This is a genomic window from Thermoflexus sp. (assembly GCF_042408365.1).
Taxonomy (GTDB): Bacteria; Chloroflexota; Anaerolineae; order Thermoflexales; family Thermoflexaceae; genus Thermoflexus.
The window spans coordinates 1-16,506 of the sequence record NZ_JBHOQJ010000268.1 but is presented as its reverse complement, the minus strand read 5'-3'; the positions used below and the strand labels follow the sequence as shown (position 1 = coordinate 16,506).

At 63.2% G+C, this 16,506-nt stretch carries 11 protein-coding genes; 9 read left to right on the top strand and 2 right to left on the bottom strand.

The annotated features are described in order from the left end of the window. Window positions 1–32: 32 nt before the first annotated feature. The 6 genes from murC to ftsZ all read left to right on the top strand — a co-directional run bounded on the left by murC (window position 33) and on the right by ftsZ (window position 6,855). Window positions 33–1,415 (top strand): UDP-N-acetylmuramate--L-alanine ligase, encoded by a 1,383-nt coding sequence (gene murC, locus ACFMO5_RS12200; RefSeq protein WP_376793028.1) that lies wholly within the window; start codon window positions 33–35, stop codon window positions 1,413–1,415. After that, window positions 1,415–2,449, top strand: coding sequence for a UDP-N-acetylmuramate dehydrogenase (murB, locus tag ACFMO5_RS12195; protein WP_376793027.1), 1,035 nt, complete (start codon window positions 1,415–1,417; stop codon window positions 2,447–2,449). Before murC ends, murB begins: the two co-directional genes overlap by 1 nt. After that, window positions 2,349–3,548, top strand: a complete 1,200-nt coding sequence (locus ACFMO5_RS12190) for a D-alanine--D-alanine ligase (RefSeq protein WP_376793026.1) — start codon at window positions 2,349–2,351, stop codon at window positions 3,546–3,548. Before murB ends, ACFMO5_RS12190 begins: the two co-directional genes overlap by 101 nt. Then, a complete protein-coding gene (locus ACFMO5_RS12185) occupies window positions 3,482–4,279 on the top strand; it encodes a cell division protein FtsQ/DivIB (protein ID WP_376793039.1) in 798 nt (265 codons plus the stop codon). Before ACFMO5_RS12190 ends, ACFMO5_RS12185 begins: the two co-directional genes overlap by 67 nt. A gap of 82 nt (window positions 4,280–4,361) precedes the next feature. Continuing rightward, on the top strand, window positions 4,362–5,588 hold the full coding sequence (gene ftsA / locus ACFMO5_RS12180) for a cell division protein FtsA (protein ID WP_376793025.1): 1,227 nt from the start codon (window positions 4,362–4,364) through the stop codon (window positions 5,586–5,588). A gap of 160 nt (window positions 5,589–5,748) precedes the next feature. After that, window positions 5,749–6,855: a cell division protein FtsZ gene (gene ftsZ, locus ACFMO5_RS12175; RefSeq protein WP_376793024.1), complete on the top strand. Its 1,107-nt coding sequence runs from the start codon at window positions 5,749–5,751 to the stop codon at window positions 6,853–6,855. A 169-nt stretch (window positions 6,856–7,024) separates the two neighbouring features. On the opposite strand, the gene ACFMO5_RS12170 is transcribed toward ftsZ, so the two are convergent. Beyond that, on the bottom strand, window positions 7,025–7,441 hold the full coding sequence (locus tag ACFMO5_RS12170) for a ribonuclease HI family protein (protein WP_376793023.1): 417 nt from the start codon (window positions 7,439–7,441) through the stop codon (window positions 7,025–7,027). 395 nt (window positions 7,442–7,836) lie between these two features. Here ACFMO5_RS12170 and ACFMO5_RS12165 point away from each other — a divergent pair, with 395 nt between their 5' ends. From ACFMO5_RS12165 to smc, 3 genes are all read left to right on the top strand, one after another. Next, on the top strand, window positions 7,837–9,537 hold the full coding sequence (locus ACFMO5_RS12165; RefSeq protein ID WP_376793022.1) for an NYN domain-containing protein: 1,701 nt from the start codon (window positions 7,837–7,839) through the stop codon (window positions 9,535–9,537). A 315-nt stretch (window positions 9,538–9,852) separates the two neighbouring features. Then, window positions 9,853–11,337 carry an LCP family protein gene (locus ACFMO5_RS12160; RefSeq protein ID WP_376793021.1) on the top strand — a complete coding sequence of 495 codons (1,485 nt, stop codon included), beginning with the start codon at window positions 9,853–9,855 and terminating at the stop codon, window positions 11,335–11,337. Window positions 11,338–11,548: 211 nt separating this feature from the next. Continuing rightward, window positions 11,549–15,145 (top strand): chromosome segregation protein SMC, encoded by a 3,597-nt coding sequence (gene smc / locus ACFMO5_RS12155; RefSeq protein ID WP_376793020.1) that lies wholly within the window; start codon window positions 11,549–11,551, stop codon window positions 15,143–15,145. A 163-nt stretch (window positions 15,146–15,308) separates the two neighbouring features. On the opposite strand, the gene ACFMO5_RS12150 is transcribed toward smc, so the two are convergent. Then, entirely contained in the window at window positions 15,309–16,067 is a 759-nt protein-coding gene (locus tag ACFMO5_RS12150; RefSeq protein WP_376793019.1) for a hypothetical protein, read from the bottom strand. Window positions 16,068–16,506 lie beyond the last annotated feature (439 nt).

The window sequence follows — 16,506 nt, the reverse complement described above, 5'->3', positions numbered from 1 at the left end:
AAGGTGAGACGGAACGGAAAAGTGGAGGGGGAATGATCCCGCTGCGGCCGTGTATGGCCTTCCACATGATGGGCATTGGCGGCGCCGGGCTCTCGGCCCTGGCGATTGTGTTGCACGAGTCCGGCTATGCGGTAAGCGGCTGCGATCGCTCCTCCTCGCCTTTCGTCGAGGCCCTGCGAAAGATAGGGATCCCGGTCCACATCGGCCACGATCCCACCCACGTGCAGAACGCGGAGGTGCTGGTACGTTCGTCGGCGATCCCGGCGGATCATCCGGAGGTTCGCGCGGCGGAGGCCCAGGGCCGAGCCGTAGTGAAGCGGGAGGCAGTGATCGGCGCGCTGATGGCTGATCGGCTGGGGATCGCGGTGGCCGGGACGCATGGGAAGACCACCACCACCGCGATGCTGGCCTGGATTGCCATGGCCGCCGGCCGGGATCCGACCTTCATCGTCGGCGGCCTGATCCGAGGGTTGGAGCGGAACGCACGGGCGGGGAAGGGGGATCTGTTCATCGTGGAGGCGGATGAATACGACCGGATGTTCCTGGGCCTGCGGCCACGGATCGCCGTGGTGACGACGATTGAGCATGATCACCCCGATTGTTATCCGACGCCGGAGACATTCTTCGAGGCATTCCGAGCGTTCGCGGAGCAGGTGCCGCTGGAGGGGATCTTGGTGCTCTGCCACGCGGATCCCGGGGCACGCCGTCTGGGGGATCTCATGGAAGCGCAGGGCCGGCGGGTGGTGCGGTATGGATGGGGACCGCCGGCTCCATGGTGGGCCCAGCCCCTAGGGGTGGATCGTTTCGAGGTCTATCGAGGGGCGCAGCGGATCGGCGAGCTATCTCTTCGGGTTCCTGGGCACCATCATGGTCTGAACGCACTGGCCGCCCTGGCCGCCGCGGAGGCAGCGGGTATCCCTCCCGCGATGGCGCTGGAGGCATTGTCTCAATTCCCTGGGACGGCGCGGCGCTTTGAGGTGAAGGGGGAGGCATGGGGAGTGCTGATCATCGATGATTATGCCCATCATCCGGGGGAGATCCGGGCTACCCTACGGGCGGCCCGCGCCCGTTACCCGGGTCGCTCCATCTGGGCGGTGTTCCAACCCCACACCTACAGCCGGACCCGGGCTTTGCTGGAGGAGTTCGCCCGGGCCTTTGAGGACGCCGATCACGTCATCCTGACGCCGATCTACGCCGCGCGGGAGACCGATTCGCTGGGGGTGAGCAGTCAGGACATTGTGGATCGAATGGCCCATGCGGATGCTTGCTATCTCCCGGATTTCGAAGCGGTGGTCGCTTACTTGTGCAACCGTGTGCGGCCGGGGGATGTGGTGCTGACCCTGGGGGCAGGGGATGGTTATCGAATCGGAGAGCAGCTGTTAGAGCGCTTGAGCTGCCTGGAGAAAGGTGGATGATGTCGGAGCGGAAGGCCATTCCCGGCGAAGCTTTAGCCGAGGTCCTCCAACGCTGGGGGCTGACTCTGTATCGGGATGTTCCACTGGCCCGGTTCACCACAGCTCGGATTGGGGGGCCGGCGGATGCGCTGGTCGTTGTCGAGGATGTCCAGGCGCTGGCGGAAGTGGTCCAGGCGGCATGGGCAGATGGGATCCCGATCACCCTATTGGGCGGAGGCTCTAACGTTCTCATCGCCGATCGCGGAGTGCGGGGGCTGGTGGTGTTGAACCGGGCCCGGACGCTGCGTTTTGAAAGCGATGGGCGAGTCTGGGCGACCTCGGGGGTGCTTTTGCCGACGCTGGCCCGGCTGTGCGCCGAGCGGGGATGGGCGGGTCTGGAGTGGGCCATTGGGGTTCCCGGCACGGTCGGTGGGGCCGTCGTGGGCAATGCGGGAGCCCATGGGGGGGACATCGCGAGCTGCTTGGAGGTGGTGGAATTGTTGTTGCCGGGAGATGGCCTTGTGACCTGGCCGGCGGAACAGCTCGCGCTGAGCTATCGAAGCAGCCGGCTGAAAACGTGGCCGACAAGACCACGGCCGGTGGTCCTCGCCGCCCGCTTCGCCCTTCGGCCGGAGGATCCGGAGGCGATTCTGGAACGAATGGCGGCCTTCAGTGCCTATCGCCGACGCACGCAGCCGGGAGGAGCCAGCATCGGCTCCATGTTCCGGAACCCGCCGGGGGATTACGCCGGCCGTCTGATCGAAGCGGCCGGCTTGAAGGGGGCCCGGCGAGGGGGGATTGTGATCTCCACTCTACATGCGAACTTCTTTATCAACGAAGGAAACGGCACAGCTGCTGAGGTGCGAGCGTTGATGGCCGAGGTCCAGCGGCGCGTGCAGGAGCAATTCGGCGTTCTCCTGGAGCCGGAGATCGAGTTCCTGGGAGAGTGGGAAGATGAAACGACGGATCCGGGTGGGTGTGCTGTTCGGGGGGAAATCGGGGGAGCACGAGGTGAGCCTCCTGTCGGCCCAGTCGGTCATTCGGGCGCTGGATAAGACCAAATATGAGGTGATCCCGATTGGGATCACCAAGGAGGGCCGCTGGCTGACCCGAGGGGATCCCATGAAGGCCCTGACCGGGGGGGCGATCACGATGGCCGATTTGCTTGGAACGGCGCCTGTGGTGGAACCGGAATCCGCAGCCCCACTGGCTACCCCTCGGCGTCGGGAGCTGATCCCTGGGGTTCATGCGGATGGGATCCCGGAGTTGGATGTGATCTTCCCGGTGCTCCATGGGCCTTTTGGGGAGGATGGGACGGTCCAGGGGTTGCTGGAGCTGGCGGATATCCCCTACGTGGGGGCGGGGGTGTTGGCCTCGGCGGTGGGGATGGACAAAGCGGTGATGAAGGACGTCTTCCGGGCCCATGGGCTCCCCGTGGCGCGTTATATTGTGGTCTACCGACGAGAGTGGGAACGGGATCCTGAGGGGGTGATGGATCGAGCAGAGCAGGAGATCGGGTTCCCGTGCTTCGTCAAACCCGCCAACCTGGGGTCCAGCGTAGGCGTTTCGAAGGTGAAGCGGCGGGAGGAGCTCCCGGCCGCCCTGGCAGAGGCGGCCCGTTATGGACGGAAGATGCTGGTCGAGCGGGCGATCCCGTCGGCCCGGGAGATCGAGGTGAGCGTGTTAGGGAATGAGGACCCCATCGCCTCCGTGCCCGGCGAGGTGATCCCGGCGGGGGAGTTCTATGACTATGCCGCGAAGTATCTGGACGACCGGACCCAGCTGGTGATCCCTGCGCCGCTGGATGAGGTATTGACGGAACGAATCCGGGCGCTGGCGATCGAAGCCTTCCGGGCGATCGACGCCTGTGGGATGGCGCGGGTGGATTTCCTGCTCTCCCGGGAGACCGGGGAGCTGGTGGTGAACGAGATCAACACCATACCGGGTTTTACGGCCGTCAGCATGTATCCGCGCCTGTGGGAGGCCAGCGGCCTGTCTTATTCCGAATTGCTGGATCGACTGATCGAGCTGGCGCTGGAGCGTTATCAGGATCGTCAGCGGGATGCCATTGCTTACGAGGGGTTGACATGGCTTTCCTCCGTTCGCACCGACGGCGCGTCACAAGAAGACGAGGGCGGACCTTCCACGCGGTGAGCCCAGTCACGATGGCGGTAGCCGTTTGGACCCTCCGGCCGGCGGGTTCCCGGTGGGTAGCGGGAGGGTTGCTGGGATTATGGGCGATCCTGGGCGGGTTCTTGCTGTTTCATGACGCCTTCTATACCCGGCTGGATATCGCGGGCGTTCGCGCGCTTCCCCCTGAGATCTTGGCGGCGGCCAGCGGAATCGATGGGCTGCACATCTTCTGGGTGGATCCGGAGGGAGCCGCTGCAGCCGTCCGTCGTCGCTTCCCCACTTTAACCTCGGCGGAGGTGCGCTGCCGGTGGCCGGCGTTCTGCACCTTGTTCGTTGTGGAAGGGCAGGCGCCGTGGGAATGGGTGAGCGGGGACCTGAGGTTGATCCTGGATGAAGAGGGTCGGGCCGTGGAAGGGGAGTTCGCCATGGCGCAACGGCGGTTGGAAGTTGACGGCCTGCCGCCCCTCATCCCTGGCCAGCGGGTGGATCCACGGTTATGGAAGCGGATGCAGGAGCTGGGTCAGGCGTTCTCAGAGATCACCGTCTTCCGATACGAAGTTGGACGGGGGTTCTCCTTCGTAGATCCCTACGGCTGGTCTGTGCTGCTGGGAGAATTCGGCTCGATGTCGGAGCGAGCGGTTGTCTGGCGTGCTCTCCGGGACATTCTCGCAGCCCAGGGCCAACGCCCTGCCTATCTGGATTTACGGGTTCCGGAAGCGCCAGCGGTTGGCTTTCAAACGCCTGAACGCTGAGCGTAGTACCTTCGGGGGTGGGGACTGCTTTCGGCGGACTCCAACCCCTGAAGATCCACTAAAAGCGCGAGAGGTTTCATCAATGACGCTGGTGGCGATGGATATTGGGACCAGCAAGATCTGCACCCTGGTGGGCGAGGCGGATGAGGCAGGAATGCTTCGGATCCTGGGCGTTGGGGTCGTCCCAGCCCGGGGGATCCGACGGGGTGTGGTGGTGAACATCGCTGAGGCCACCGAGGCCATTGCGGCCTCTGTGGAGAAAGCGGAGCGCACGAGCGGCTATCAAATCCGCCGGGCCATTGTGGGCATCGCCGGACCCTACATCGCCTCCGTCAACAGCCGGGGGACCGCTTCGGTGATGCGGGGGGATCGGGGGATCAGCCCGGCCGATGTACAGCGGGCCGTGGAGAACGCCCGGACGATCGCCATTCCCCATTCCCATGAGATCCTCCATGTTCTCCCGAGGTCATTTATTGTCGATGGCCAGGAGGGGATCCGCGATCCCTTGGGGATGTATGGATTCCGGCTGGAGGCGGAGGTCCATATTGTGACCGCCCAGGTGGGCCCGTTGACCAACCTGCGCCGCTGTATCGAGGCGGCCCAGATCGCCGTGGAGGAATTCGTTCTCTCCCCGCTGGCCTCCGCCGAGGCAGTGATCACGGAAGGGGAGCGGGAGATGGGAGTGGCCCTGGTGGACATCGGGGCGGGAACGACAGATTTGGCGGTCTTCGTGGAAGGAAGCGTTGCCCATACGGCGGTGATCCCGGTGGGGGGTCAGCACATCACCAATGACCTGGCTTACGGCCTGCATATCCCAGCCACGGTGGCTGAGGAGATCAAGATCAAATACGGCCATGCGGCGGCCCACGCGATCGCGGCGGAAGAACAGATCACCGTGCAGGGGTTTGGGGAGAACGGGTCGCTGACTTGCTCCCGCCGGGAGATGGCGGAGATCATCGAGGCACGGGTTCAGGAGATCTTCCAGCTGGTCTTGAAAGATCTCCGAGCCTCTGGCTACGAACGGTTGCTCCCGGCGGGCCTGGTTCTCTGCGGGGGCACTGCCCTGCTGCCAGGGATCCGCGAGGTTGCGCGCGAAGTCACCGAGATGCCTGTCCGCGTAGGCATGCCATGGGATCTGGGAGGGCTGGCGGAGACCCTTCGTTCGCCGATGTTCGCCACAGCGGTGGGCCTGCTGCGCTGGGGCCTTCGGATGGATGTGGCAACCGGTTATACATCCTCTGGGGATTCATGGTTGGGTCGGGCATGGCGGGCCCTGCGAGGGTTCCTTCGGGAGATGTTGCCAGGGTGAGAGGGCATGGGAGCTGCTTATGAATGTGGGCGCGAATAGGACCATGGCGGATCGTCACTGAGAGGGGTGACCATCCCAGATGGGTTCCAATCGGGAATCCCGCCTGGGGCCGTTCCGCTGGCCCCGGGCTGATCCGGATCTCTGCTGTAGGAGGTGGACGATGGATGCGATGGCGACCGGTCAGACCCCAGCCAAAATTCGGGTGATCGGTGTAGGCGGCGGGGGCAGCAATGCGGTGAATCGTATGATCGAGGAGGGGCTTCGGGGGGTGGAGTTTATTGCCGTCAACACCGATGCGCAGGCGCTCTCTCTGGCCAAGGCGGATCGCCGCATTCACATCGGGGAGAAGATCACCCGCGGGCTGGGGGCGGGGGGGAACCCCGAAATCGGCTATAAGGCCGCGGAGGAGTCGGCCGACCTCATCTATGAGGCGCTTCGGGGTTCGGATATGATCTTCATTACCGCAGGCATGGGGGGTGGGACCGGGACCGGAGCCAGTCCGGTGATCGCTCGGATTGCCCGGGAGGTGGGGGCCCTGACCATTGGGGTGGTCACGCGGCCGTTCTCCTTCGAGGGGCCGCGTCGTGCCAAGACTGCGGAGGAAGGGATCGCCCGCTTGAAGGAGAACGTGGACACTCTTATTGTGATCCCGAATGATCGTTTGTTGGAGATCACCGATAAGAAGGTCACCCTGGTCCAGGCCTTCCGGATGGCGGATGAGGTGCTCCGCCAGGGGATCCAGGGGATCAGCGAGCTGATCACGGTCCCCGGCCTAATCAACCTGGACTTTGCTGACGTGCGTACGATCATGGCGGAGGGCGGGGCTGCCCTGATGGCGATCGGGGAGGCATCGGGGGAGAACCGGGCCGTGGAGGCTGCCCAGCAAGCCATCTCCAGCCGGCTGTTGGAAGTCACCATTGACGGCGCCCGGGGCATCCTGTTCAACGTCACGGGCGGCCCGGATCTGACGCTCCACGAAGTTTATCAGGCGGCGGAGATCATCCGTCAGGCCGCCCATCCCGAGGCCAACATCATTTTCGGCGCGGTCATCGATGAGGCGATGGAGAACCGATTGCGGATCACCGTCATCGCCACCGGGTTTGAGCGCCCTGCGGTTCCAGGCCGCCGCCCGGCCCAGGCGGCCGCGCCCGCCCGGTCTGAGCCCGGAACCCCCCGTCCGGAGGAAGCTCGGCGGCCCACCCCCGCCGAACGCAGTTTCAATGAGGGCGATCTGGACATCCCGGCTTTCTTGCGGCGGCGTGGGTGAAGATAGGACCTCTGGCTTTTGTATCTGTAAAGGTAGGAGTTACGCAGTTCGGGATCCATGGGAGGAGGGGGAAGGGCCCCACCCCCCAAGTCCCCATGAGGAAACCAACCGCGTAACTCCTATAGGGGGACTTGGGGCGGGGGGGCGCTACCGGAAGCCTTCCCGCCCCTTAATGCCCAAGCTCCGAGGCGGAGGCTTTCCGGGGCTGCCAGACCAGCCGTGCGGTCCGAAACTGGCTCAGGCGCTCTCGGGCGGTCTCCCAAAGAGGCCGGAGATGCGGGGCTCGAACCCGGAAGATCCCCCGAAGCTGGGCGAGGACCAGCTGGCTATCCCCTCGGATCTCCAGGCTGAAGGCGGATGGGTCTTTCCCGGCCTTTTGGATCCGACCGATCAGATCATCCAGGGCGGCGATCAACGTTCGATACTCCGCTTCGTTGTTCGTCATTTCTTCATCAAAGGTTAACCGACGCCGATCCTCTCGCCCATCTCGGGTTCGGATGATGTAGGAGCCGTAACCTGGGCCAGGATTGCCCCGGCTTCCGCCATCGAAGATGATCACATAATCGGGAGTTACGAGCTGTGACATGACCAGCCTTTGCTGAACAAGGGATCAGGGGAATAGGTGTAGGGGACAAGGCCCCTACGTCATCCTCGCTTCTTTTTCCCTTCTGGGATCCGGGTTTTAGGAGTGGGACGGTCCGTCGCCCCATATTCAATTTACTCCCCTCTCCTTCTTTCAGCGTCTTTTCCGCAACCCAATGGCCTGGGTCGCTCCAACGCGTGGGATGATCTTGCGGCAGGGAATTTCGGTTGGTTGGGGCCGTGGGATGGGGTCGGTCTCCCCTCGATTTTTAAGCAATCCCTGGCGATCAGGATTATGATGAATTATGCGCGACCGGGCCTATCGGTCGCCCTACTTGGCTTCTCTTGTTTAGGGGATTTGAGGTTTTCTGCTTCCGATCCTGTCCTCTGGGAGTGCCTATGGCACGTCGAACGCAATCTGAAATGGCGGTCTTCATTGATTTTGAGAACATCGCTACAGCAGCGGAAAGCCGCTATTATACCTTGGATTTGAATCGTCTGTTCGCTGAGCTTGAACGGCGGGGGCGGCTGGTTCTGAAACGCGCCTATGGGGACTGGTCCCGTTTCACCAAGTATCGGGACGAACTTCTGCGGCACGGGGTGGATTTGGTTCAGATCTATTCCTATGGCCATAAGATCGCCCGCAATCGCGCCGATGTGCGTATGGCAATTGATGCCATAGAGACCCTGTTCACCCATCCGGAGATTCAAGTCTTTGCGATCATCTCCGGGGATAGCGATTTCTCCAGCCTCATCACCCGCCTCCGGGAGCATGGCAAGTTCGTAATCGGCGTGGGCGTGCAAGGGGCAACCAGCGATCTCATCCCTGCCTTATGCGATGAGTTCATTTATTACGACACCCTGATCGCTCCCGAGGCGGAGGTCCAGCCGGTTGTTGCAGGGTCCGCTGCAGAGGCTCCGACCCTTGTCCAGGCTCCGACCTCTGAGATCGTGGGGACCGCCGAGCGCTATCGTCGTTATCTCCAGGATTGGGGGTTTGTGTTGCTGGAGCCCACGACCCGGCGGATGGGGCTCACTCGTCTCTTTGAGACCCTACGGGCGGGGATGGCCGATCTCACCATCGCCCGTTGGCTGGAGCGAACGAACTGGGAGGGCCTTGAGATGGAGGCCAATGGCCGGCAGGAGCTCGGGTGGCTATTGCTCCTGGGCCCGGTTCTCTCCTTTGGCCCGCTTCCGCCTTCGTTCTTCATCCCAATCCAGGGGGTGCGAGTGGCTGGCTTAAAGCGGTTCATCGAAGCAGCCGAGAGCGGGCTGATCCGATTCCTGGGCCTGGCGAACTGGCCGCTGGAGCCAGAGGCCCTGGCCTTCCTCATGGGGCTTCCAGTGGGGGACTTAGAATCCATTCTTCGCGGGATGGTTCGGGAGGGCCTTCTGGCGGCGGAAAACGGGGTCTTCCACTGGATCCCGCGTGAGAATCCATTGCAGGGCCAGGTGTTCGAGGTTCTGTATGCGGATTTGGCCAGCGTGACTTATCCTTCTGGGATCACGCCTTCGCTGGGGGATGCGCGGGCGCTGTTTGAGGAGGGGATGAGCTATCGACGAGATCGGAACTTCCCGATGGCGCTGGAGCGCTTCCGTCTGGCTCTGCGGATGACCCTGGATCTGTGGGAGGCTCGCACTCCAGGGATCGGCCCGTATGAGATCCGTTGGCGGGCGGCCAGTTACTGTTCCGTGCGCGCGGGCGAGCTCTTCAATAACCGTCGGGACTTTGCAGGCGCTCTCCCTTATTATCACGCCTTTATCGCTTTGATGATCCCAGGGGATCCAGTTTGGGAGAAGCTCCGGGGCCTGGTGGATTTCATGCTCCATTACGCCCTGTCAGCCTTCTTCGATAATCAGATTCCAGTCACCTCCGGACCCTTCGCTCGGCGTTTGCTGGAGCTCTTCCATGATCCAGAGCCCACCCGGGCGGAGCGGATCCGGGAATGGATCGCCCGAGTGGCGCAATTGAACCCGACGATCATCGGCTGGTTGTTGGAGCAGCTGGCGGGGGTGGAAGCGGGGGAGGACCAGAAAGAGGCACTGGAAGTTTTCCTGCGCGGTCAGATGCAGGGGGCTCGCCTGATTTCTGGGGGCTGAAATCTCTCACCTTCTTTCCGCGGCCCTACCCTTAGCTTCCTCCCAAATCTCCCGCCTCGCAGCCTGCTGGTGGTCGGGCGCTTATGAAGTTTAAAAATCAACGGATCCGTAGGGACTTGGGGGCGCGCCCGGCTCGCCCCCAACCCCCAGGGGACCCAACGTAAATTTGGGTTTTTCGGGGCTGGGCCGGAGGCCGAAGGCCCCCGGCCCAGCCCCGAAAGAGGGAAGGGGCCATCCGCTTCTTCCACCGCGTATCTCTAAAGCAAATGCGGATTAAGCCCTGCTGACCACCCATCGTTTCTCTGAGGCGCTTCCATGTTCATCCGCTGGTTCGGAAGGGCTCTGGCGCTTATCGGATTGATGATGCTCATCCAAGGCATATTCTTGATGAGCTACAGCGTCGTGGGGGGAGGGCAATCCATTGGCCCCATCCATTTCCTGAACGGGCCCAGGGATCTCGCACCCACGATTCCTCTGGAGGAGGAACCGGTTGTTTTGCTGGCGGCGACCGTATCTCCAACGCCCATGCCGACTCTTTCGCGCACGGCGACCCCCACGCCCACTCCTGTGCCTCCCACGGCCACGCCAGCATTCCCGGCCCGATGGGTGGCTACTGCAACCCCCCGGCCGGTGCCTCTTGGGGAAGGCCCGGAGGGGATCCCGGATCCCCGAGCGCTTCTCCCTTTCCCTCCGAAACGGGTCAACCTGTTGTTGCTGGGAAGCGATCAGCGGCCGGGTGAGCGCGTTGGACGAACGGATACGATCATCCTGGCCTCGATCGATCCTGAGGAGCCCTCGGTGCGGTTGCTGAGCATCCCGCGCGACCTATGGGTGTATATACCGGGATGGGGATTCAATAAGATCAACACCGCCTACGCCCATGGGGAGCTCTCTCGCTATCCGGGCGGTGGCTATGGCCTGCTTCAGGATACCCTTCGCTATAATTTGGGAATTCAAGCTCATGGTTATGCCCTGGTGAACTTCGAAGGGATGCGGACGATCATCGACACCCTGGGGGGTGTGGAAGTAACGGTGCGATGTCCGCTTTATGACGTGTTCCCGGATCCCGACAACCCTGCGATCACTGGGACCCTCTCCCTTCCCACGCCGGGTCGTTACCATCTGGACGGCAAGCACGCCCTGTGGTATATGCGATCCCGCTATTCGACCGGCGATCTCGATCGCTCGCGTCGCCAGCAACAGGTGCTGGAAGGGATGCTGGATCGCCTGAAGGCGGGAGGGTGGCTCCTGCGTATTCCATCCCTCTGGTCCGGGATCCGCCAGACGGTGCAGACGGATTTGGGGTTGGATGAGGTGGTCTGGCTGGCTTCTATCGGGATGCGCCTGGATCGAAGCCGCATCGCCCGCGGCTGGCTTCACCAGGCTGTGGCATCTTCTCAGATCTCCACAACAGAGGGGCTCGAATTATCTATTTACTTGCCAACGGAACAGACCTACGCTTATCTGGAACGTTTCCTGTTGGGTCCATTGCCGTCGAGAGCACAGCCGGTCGCATGGGTCGAGATCATCAACGCCAGCGGGAATCCGCTCTATGGGGAGCTGGCCGCAGAAATCCTGCGGGAGGCCGGGTTCGAGGTAGCCCGTATGGTGGAGGCTGCGCCGGATGGACAGCCTACGCGGGTGAGCGTGCTGGTCTCGACGGTCGCTCCCGCGACCAATCAAGCCCTTCTGCACGCTTTTCGCCTCCCCCGGTCCCGTCTGGAGATCGCCCCGGAGCCGGGCGCCGAAGCCCCTTATCGGGTCTGGTTGGGGGCGGATTTCAACCCTTGCGTGCGGTGAAAGGGACATTCGCCCCTGAAGTCTCGGAAAGAGGGCGAAAAATCGTGCTTCTTCCACATTTGATTTTCGGTTTTGGTCCCCTGGGGGATGGGGCCATTGGCAGCTCACCACTTCACATCCTCAAAACGAAAAGGGAAGGAGCAATAGCGCTTTATGGATGGGGTGAGATCGCGCGAGATAAGCTCTAATCTTGGTGGGAGCGTGAGCATCCATGCGGCTTAAGGCGCTGGAGCTTCATGGCTTTAAGAGCTTCGCGGAACCAATCCGCCTTGAGTTCCCAGGGCAAGTGACCGCTATTGTGGGCCCGAACGGGAGCGGCAAGAGCAACATCGCGGAGGCGGTCCGCTGGGTTCTGGGGGAGCAAAGCCTTTCCACCCTGCGGGTCCGCCGGAGCGAAGATCTCATCTTCGCGGGAAGCGATCAACGCCCCCGCGCCGGCATGGCCGAGGTCACCCTGATCTTCGATAACTCCGACAGCCAGCTGCCGGTGGAGTTCGTGGAGATCGCGATCACCCGTCGGGTTTATCGGGACGGGGAAAGCGAGTATTTCCTGAACGGGAATCGGGTGCGCCTGCGGGACATCCAGGAGCTTTTGGGATCCACTCCGCTGGCTCGACGAACCTATACGGTCATTGGGCAGGGGGTGGTGGATGAAGTGCTCCGGATGCGGCCGGAGGAACGACGGGCGCTGTTTGAGGAGGCGGCTGGGATCGCTCTGTACCGGACGAAACGGGAGGAGGCCCTGCGGCGCTTGGAGGCCACCCGACAGAACCTGACACGGGTGCGGGATCTGCTGGCGGAGATTACGCCTCGGCTGAACAGCCTTCGCCGTCAGGCCGAGCGCGCGCGCCAATATGAAGCGCTCCTCGCTCAGCTCAGGGAGCGATGGCGACGGTGGGCCATCCATCGTATGGCTCAGCTGCGGCAGGGTTTGGAGGCTGCTCAGATCGCCCTGGCGGACGCGGAGGCCGCTTGGATTCAGCATCAAGAGCGTCAGGCCGCCGCTGAGCAGCGGGCCCTGGCGATTCGGGAGGAGATCCGTCACCAGCAATCGATGCTGGCGGAGCAGGAAGCGATCTGGGAGAGGCTTCAGAAAGAAGCCGCAACGCTGCAGCAGCGGTTACAGGCGATAGAGGAGGCCCTTCAAGCTTTATCCAGGCAGGCAAAGGCTCGCCAGGAGCGCATGGAAGCTCTCCGGGCTCAGCGGGCGACGCTGGAAGCGATGCGGGAGAGGCTGGAGGTTGAGCGGAAGACGCTGGAAAGGCGGCTCCAGGAAGTTCGAGAGCAGCGCCTGGCCGTGGAAGCTCTCTACGAGCCGAAGCGGATCCGATATGAGGAGTTGCGTCGCCAGGAAGAGGGACTCCGGACGACCATTCATCAATTAGAGGAAGAGGCGGCGCGTATCGCTCATCGTCAATCCGCGCTCCAGGAGTTGCGGAAGGAACTGGAAGACCAGGCGATCCAACGAGACGTTTCGCGGAAGAGGATGGTTGAGGAACGGGCGAATTGGGTGCGAGAGTTGGAAAAACTTCGGGAGGAGATGCAGGTTTTAGAGGCGACCCTGAAGGAGCTGGAGCAGCGACGCGTGCAGATCAGCCGTCAACAGGAGGAGGTAGAGGCGGAAGTGAGCCGGGCTCGAGAGACGATGGCTCAGGCTCGGGCCCATGAAGAGTACCTGGAGGCTTACGTGGAGGCCTTCGCCCATCACCAGGAGAGGATGGAGGGACTCCATGCGGATCTTCAGGCGGTGCTTTCAGCGGGGCTCCCGGGGGTGCTGGGGCAGTTGGCTGACTTCCTGGAGATCGAACCCGGCTGGGAGATGGCCGCTGCCTCCATCCTCGGACCGCTCCTCCAGGCGTTGGTGGTGCAGAGCTCGGCTGCCTTGGAGCGAATGCGAGCGCTGGTCCGTCACGGCCTGCCCGTGGTGGTTCTGGGGGCATTGCGCATCGAACGGTTGCGTTCGATTCGTGGCCGGACAGGACGTATCCGGAGGCCTGCGCCTTTTGCCTGGCCGATCGCTCCTCCAGCCCGCCCGGCGGTGACGATCCTGCGGGCGCGGGAGCCTCGGCTGCAGGCATGGCTGGAGGGCCGCCTGGCGGGCATCTGGTTGGTTGAAACCTGGGAGCAAGCCGTGACGCTCTGGCGTCAGCTTCCCCGCACGGCTCAGATTCTAACCCGGGAGGGGGAGCGGATCAGTGGGGAGGGGCTTCTCTGGATCGGTCGATACGCCGCCCCAGAGGTGGTATGGGTGTCTCAGGAACGAACATGGCGCTCGCTGTCGGAGCAGCTCCAGGCGGCGCGGGAAACATTGCGCCAGGCCGAAACGGCTTTCCAGGAAAGCTGGATTCGGCGGAGGCAGCTCCAGGAGGAGATGGCGGCCATCGAAGAGACCCGTCGGGCGGTGGAGGGCCGTCGGGAGACCATTCGGCGTCGCCTCTGGGAGCTCGAGGAGGCGATTCAGCACGCTACCCGCATCCTTCAAACCTTAGAACGCGAGGCTGACGCCTGGGAGCAGCAGCGGGCGCAGATCGAATCCGAGCAGCGGGAACTGATCCGCCGGGCCCAGGCGCTGGTGGGGAGGCATCAGGCATTGGAGGAAGACCGAGCTGCGATTGAGAAAGAGATCGCCGCGCTAGGCCTGGAGTCCATCGAGGCCGATTTAGCCCGCTTGCGCATGGAGGAGCGGTTGCTCGAGGAGCAGCGCCGTCAGCTGGAGGAAATGATCGCTCAGCATCAGGAGGCGCTTCAGGCGGTGGAAGCGGAGTGGGCGACGTGGGCGGTTGAGGAGGGAAGCAGTCAGCGAGCTGTGCTGGAGGCTGAGCGGGAACAGTTGCAGCGCCTGCAGCAGGCGTTGGCCCTTGAGTTGCAGGAGTTGGAGGCCCGGCGTGCCCAGGGGATGGGAGCCCTTCTCGCCTCAGAGTTGATGTTTGAAGAGGCGTGGCGGCAAGCCGAGAGCCTGCGCGAGGCCGGCCGCGCGCTGGAGGAGCAGGTCCACGCCGCCCGTCTGGAGGTGGTGCGTTGGGAAGGGGAGATTCGCGCTTTTCAACAGGCCCTGCGGGAAGAATGGCGCCATCTGGGCGAGGGGGAGATCGATCTGGAAGCGTGGGCCCTCGAGCCCGGTGCCGCTGAGCCGCCGGAGGACCTGGAAGCCGAAGTGGAAGCTCTCCGACAGGCGTTACGACGGCTGGGGCCGATCAACCCGGAGGCCGCCGCGGAATACGCCGAGTTGCAAGAGCGCCATGCTTTCCTGATGGAACAGATCGCAGATCTGGAGGCCGCGGCGGCTTCTCTCCAGCAAACGGTCGCTGCCCTGGATCAGCGCATGCAGCAGGCCTTTATCGAGACCTTTCGAGCGGTGGGCCGCGCTTTTAAAGAGACCTTCGTCGAGTTGTTTGGCGGAGGTAACGCCCGCCTCGTTCTCACCGAAGCAGAGAGCTGGGATCAGGCCAAAGTGGAGATCTTTGTGCGAGTGCCTGGGAAGCGAACCCAGAACCTGATGATGCTCTCCGGAGGGGAGAAAGCGCTGACGGCCCTCGCGCTGATCTTCGCCCTCCTCAAGGTCCGCCCCTCGCCCTTTGTGATTTTAGATGAGGCGGATGCCGCCTTGGATGAGGCGAACATCGGCCGGTTCCGAGAGATGATCCGTCAGCTTTCCAAGCGAACGCAGTTCATCCTCATCACCCACAATCGGGGGACCGTGGAGGCCGCCGATGTGCTGTATGGCGTTACGCTGCGGTCCGACGGATCTTCCCAAGTTCTGAGCCTGAAGTTAGAGGAAGCGGAACGGATCATCGCCCGCGGGAAATAGGGAACGAAGATGGCATTTCGGTTCGGTGGGGTGCCCCAGGGCGGGCACAAGGCCTGCCCCTATAAGGGTATCCTCATCTGCATGTAGGGGCACCCCTTGTGGGTGCCCTCCCGTGAGTGTTCCAGGGTAGGCACAACTCTGATGTAGGCCCGAGGCCTGCCCCTTACGCTGCCGCGGCCATGCGCTCGGCCAGCCGGGGATGCTCGAGCGTGAACATCTCCCCCACGATGGAGGCTTGGGCCTCATCGATCCATGCGGCGACTGCCTCGCAGGTGTGATCGGGGGCGATGATCAGGGTCACGGAGGTCGTGCCGGCGAATTGGAAAGGTTGCTCGTAGCGCTCCGGCGCCCATGCCACGGATCCTGCGCATCGCCTGCCCAGTCGCTGGCTGTATCGGTGTCGATGGGGAGCCTGGTCGCTGGGTCCACGCGACGGACCAGGATCCGGCCCTCGCTCCGGGCACCGGGGATCTCGTAGCTCTGAACCGGTGGGCCATCCCAGTGTTTCAGTGTAGCCTGCACCGTGGAGCACCGCATCCACCAGCGAGCCGTTTGAATCCCGGAGCACCGCCGCATCTGGTGGGCGCCCAAAGGCCAGGGTGAATGAAGGGGCGTGGTGGGCCACCCAAGCCGGAACCCCGGGGGTGATGATGAACCCTGGGGGGAACCGCAACCCACCGGTCCCTGTCAGGCGATCCCTCAACGTCCATCCACCCAAATCGACAGAGGCAGGGCCGAGAACCAGCAGCTGCACCGCCTCATCCGGCTCCCCCACGAACAGACCATCCGGGTGCACGGCCGTGATCCAGGTGCCGGAGTTCCCCGCGTGCGAGATGCGGTGTCCGCTGGATAGGGTGAAGACGATCGCCGCTCCGCCAAAGCCGAAGGCGAAGGCGAGGATCAAGCGGGGTGTTCTGCGCATGGCTCCTCTTGATCGTGGGTGTGGGCATGGGGGTTTTGGGGTAGGGGCGCCGATCCTTTCCCACGCGACTTCGTCGCGCGGGGAAGCTCCCGCGACAAGCATTCATTCCCTTTCCATAACCAAGGTGATCTGTGGGGTCAAGCTTAGACTGAGGATCATCACGCCAGGACAGCCTCCGCATCTGGGTTCATTTAGATGATAGCCGAGAGGTAACTACCGCTTCATCCAAATTTGTTTTTGGGGTATGCAGTGGCGAAGGCGGGTGGGCCCCCAGCCCCCAAAAGGAAACTGCTGGAGAGCATATTAGGTCATGCCCAAAAATCAAATCGGGCAGGAGCACTACTCAGCCGCTCTCATGCAACGCCCATACGGATATCGGCGGTTTCCTCCTGGGGGCTTTGGGGGCCGAGCCGCGCGCCGAAGGCGCGCAGGCCCCCAA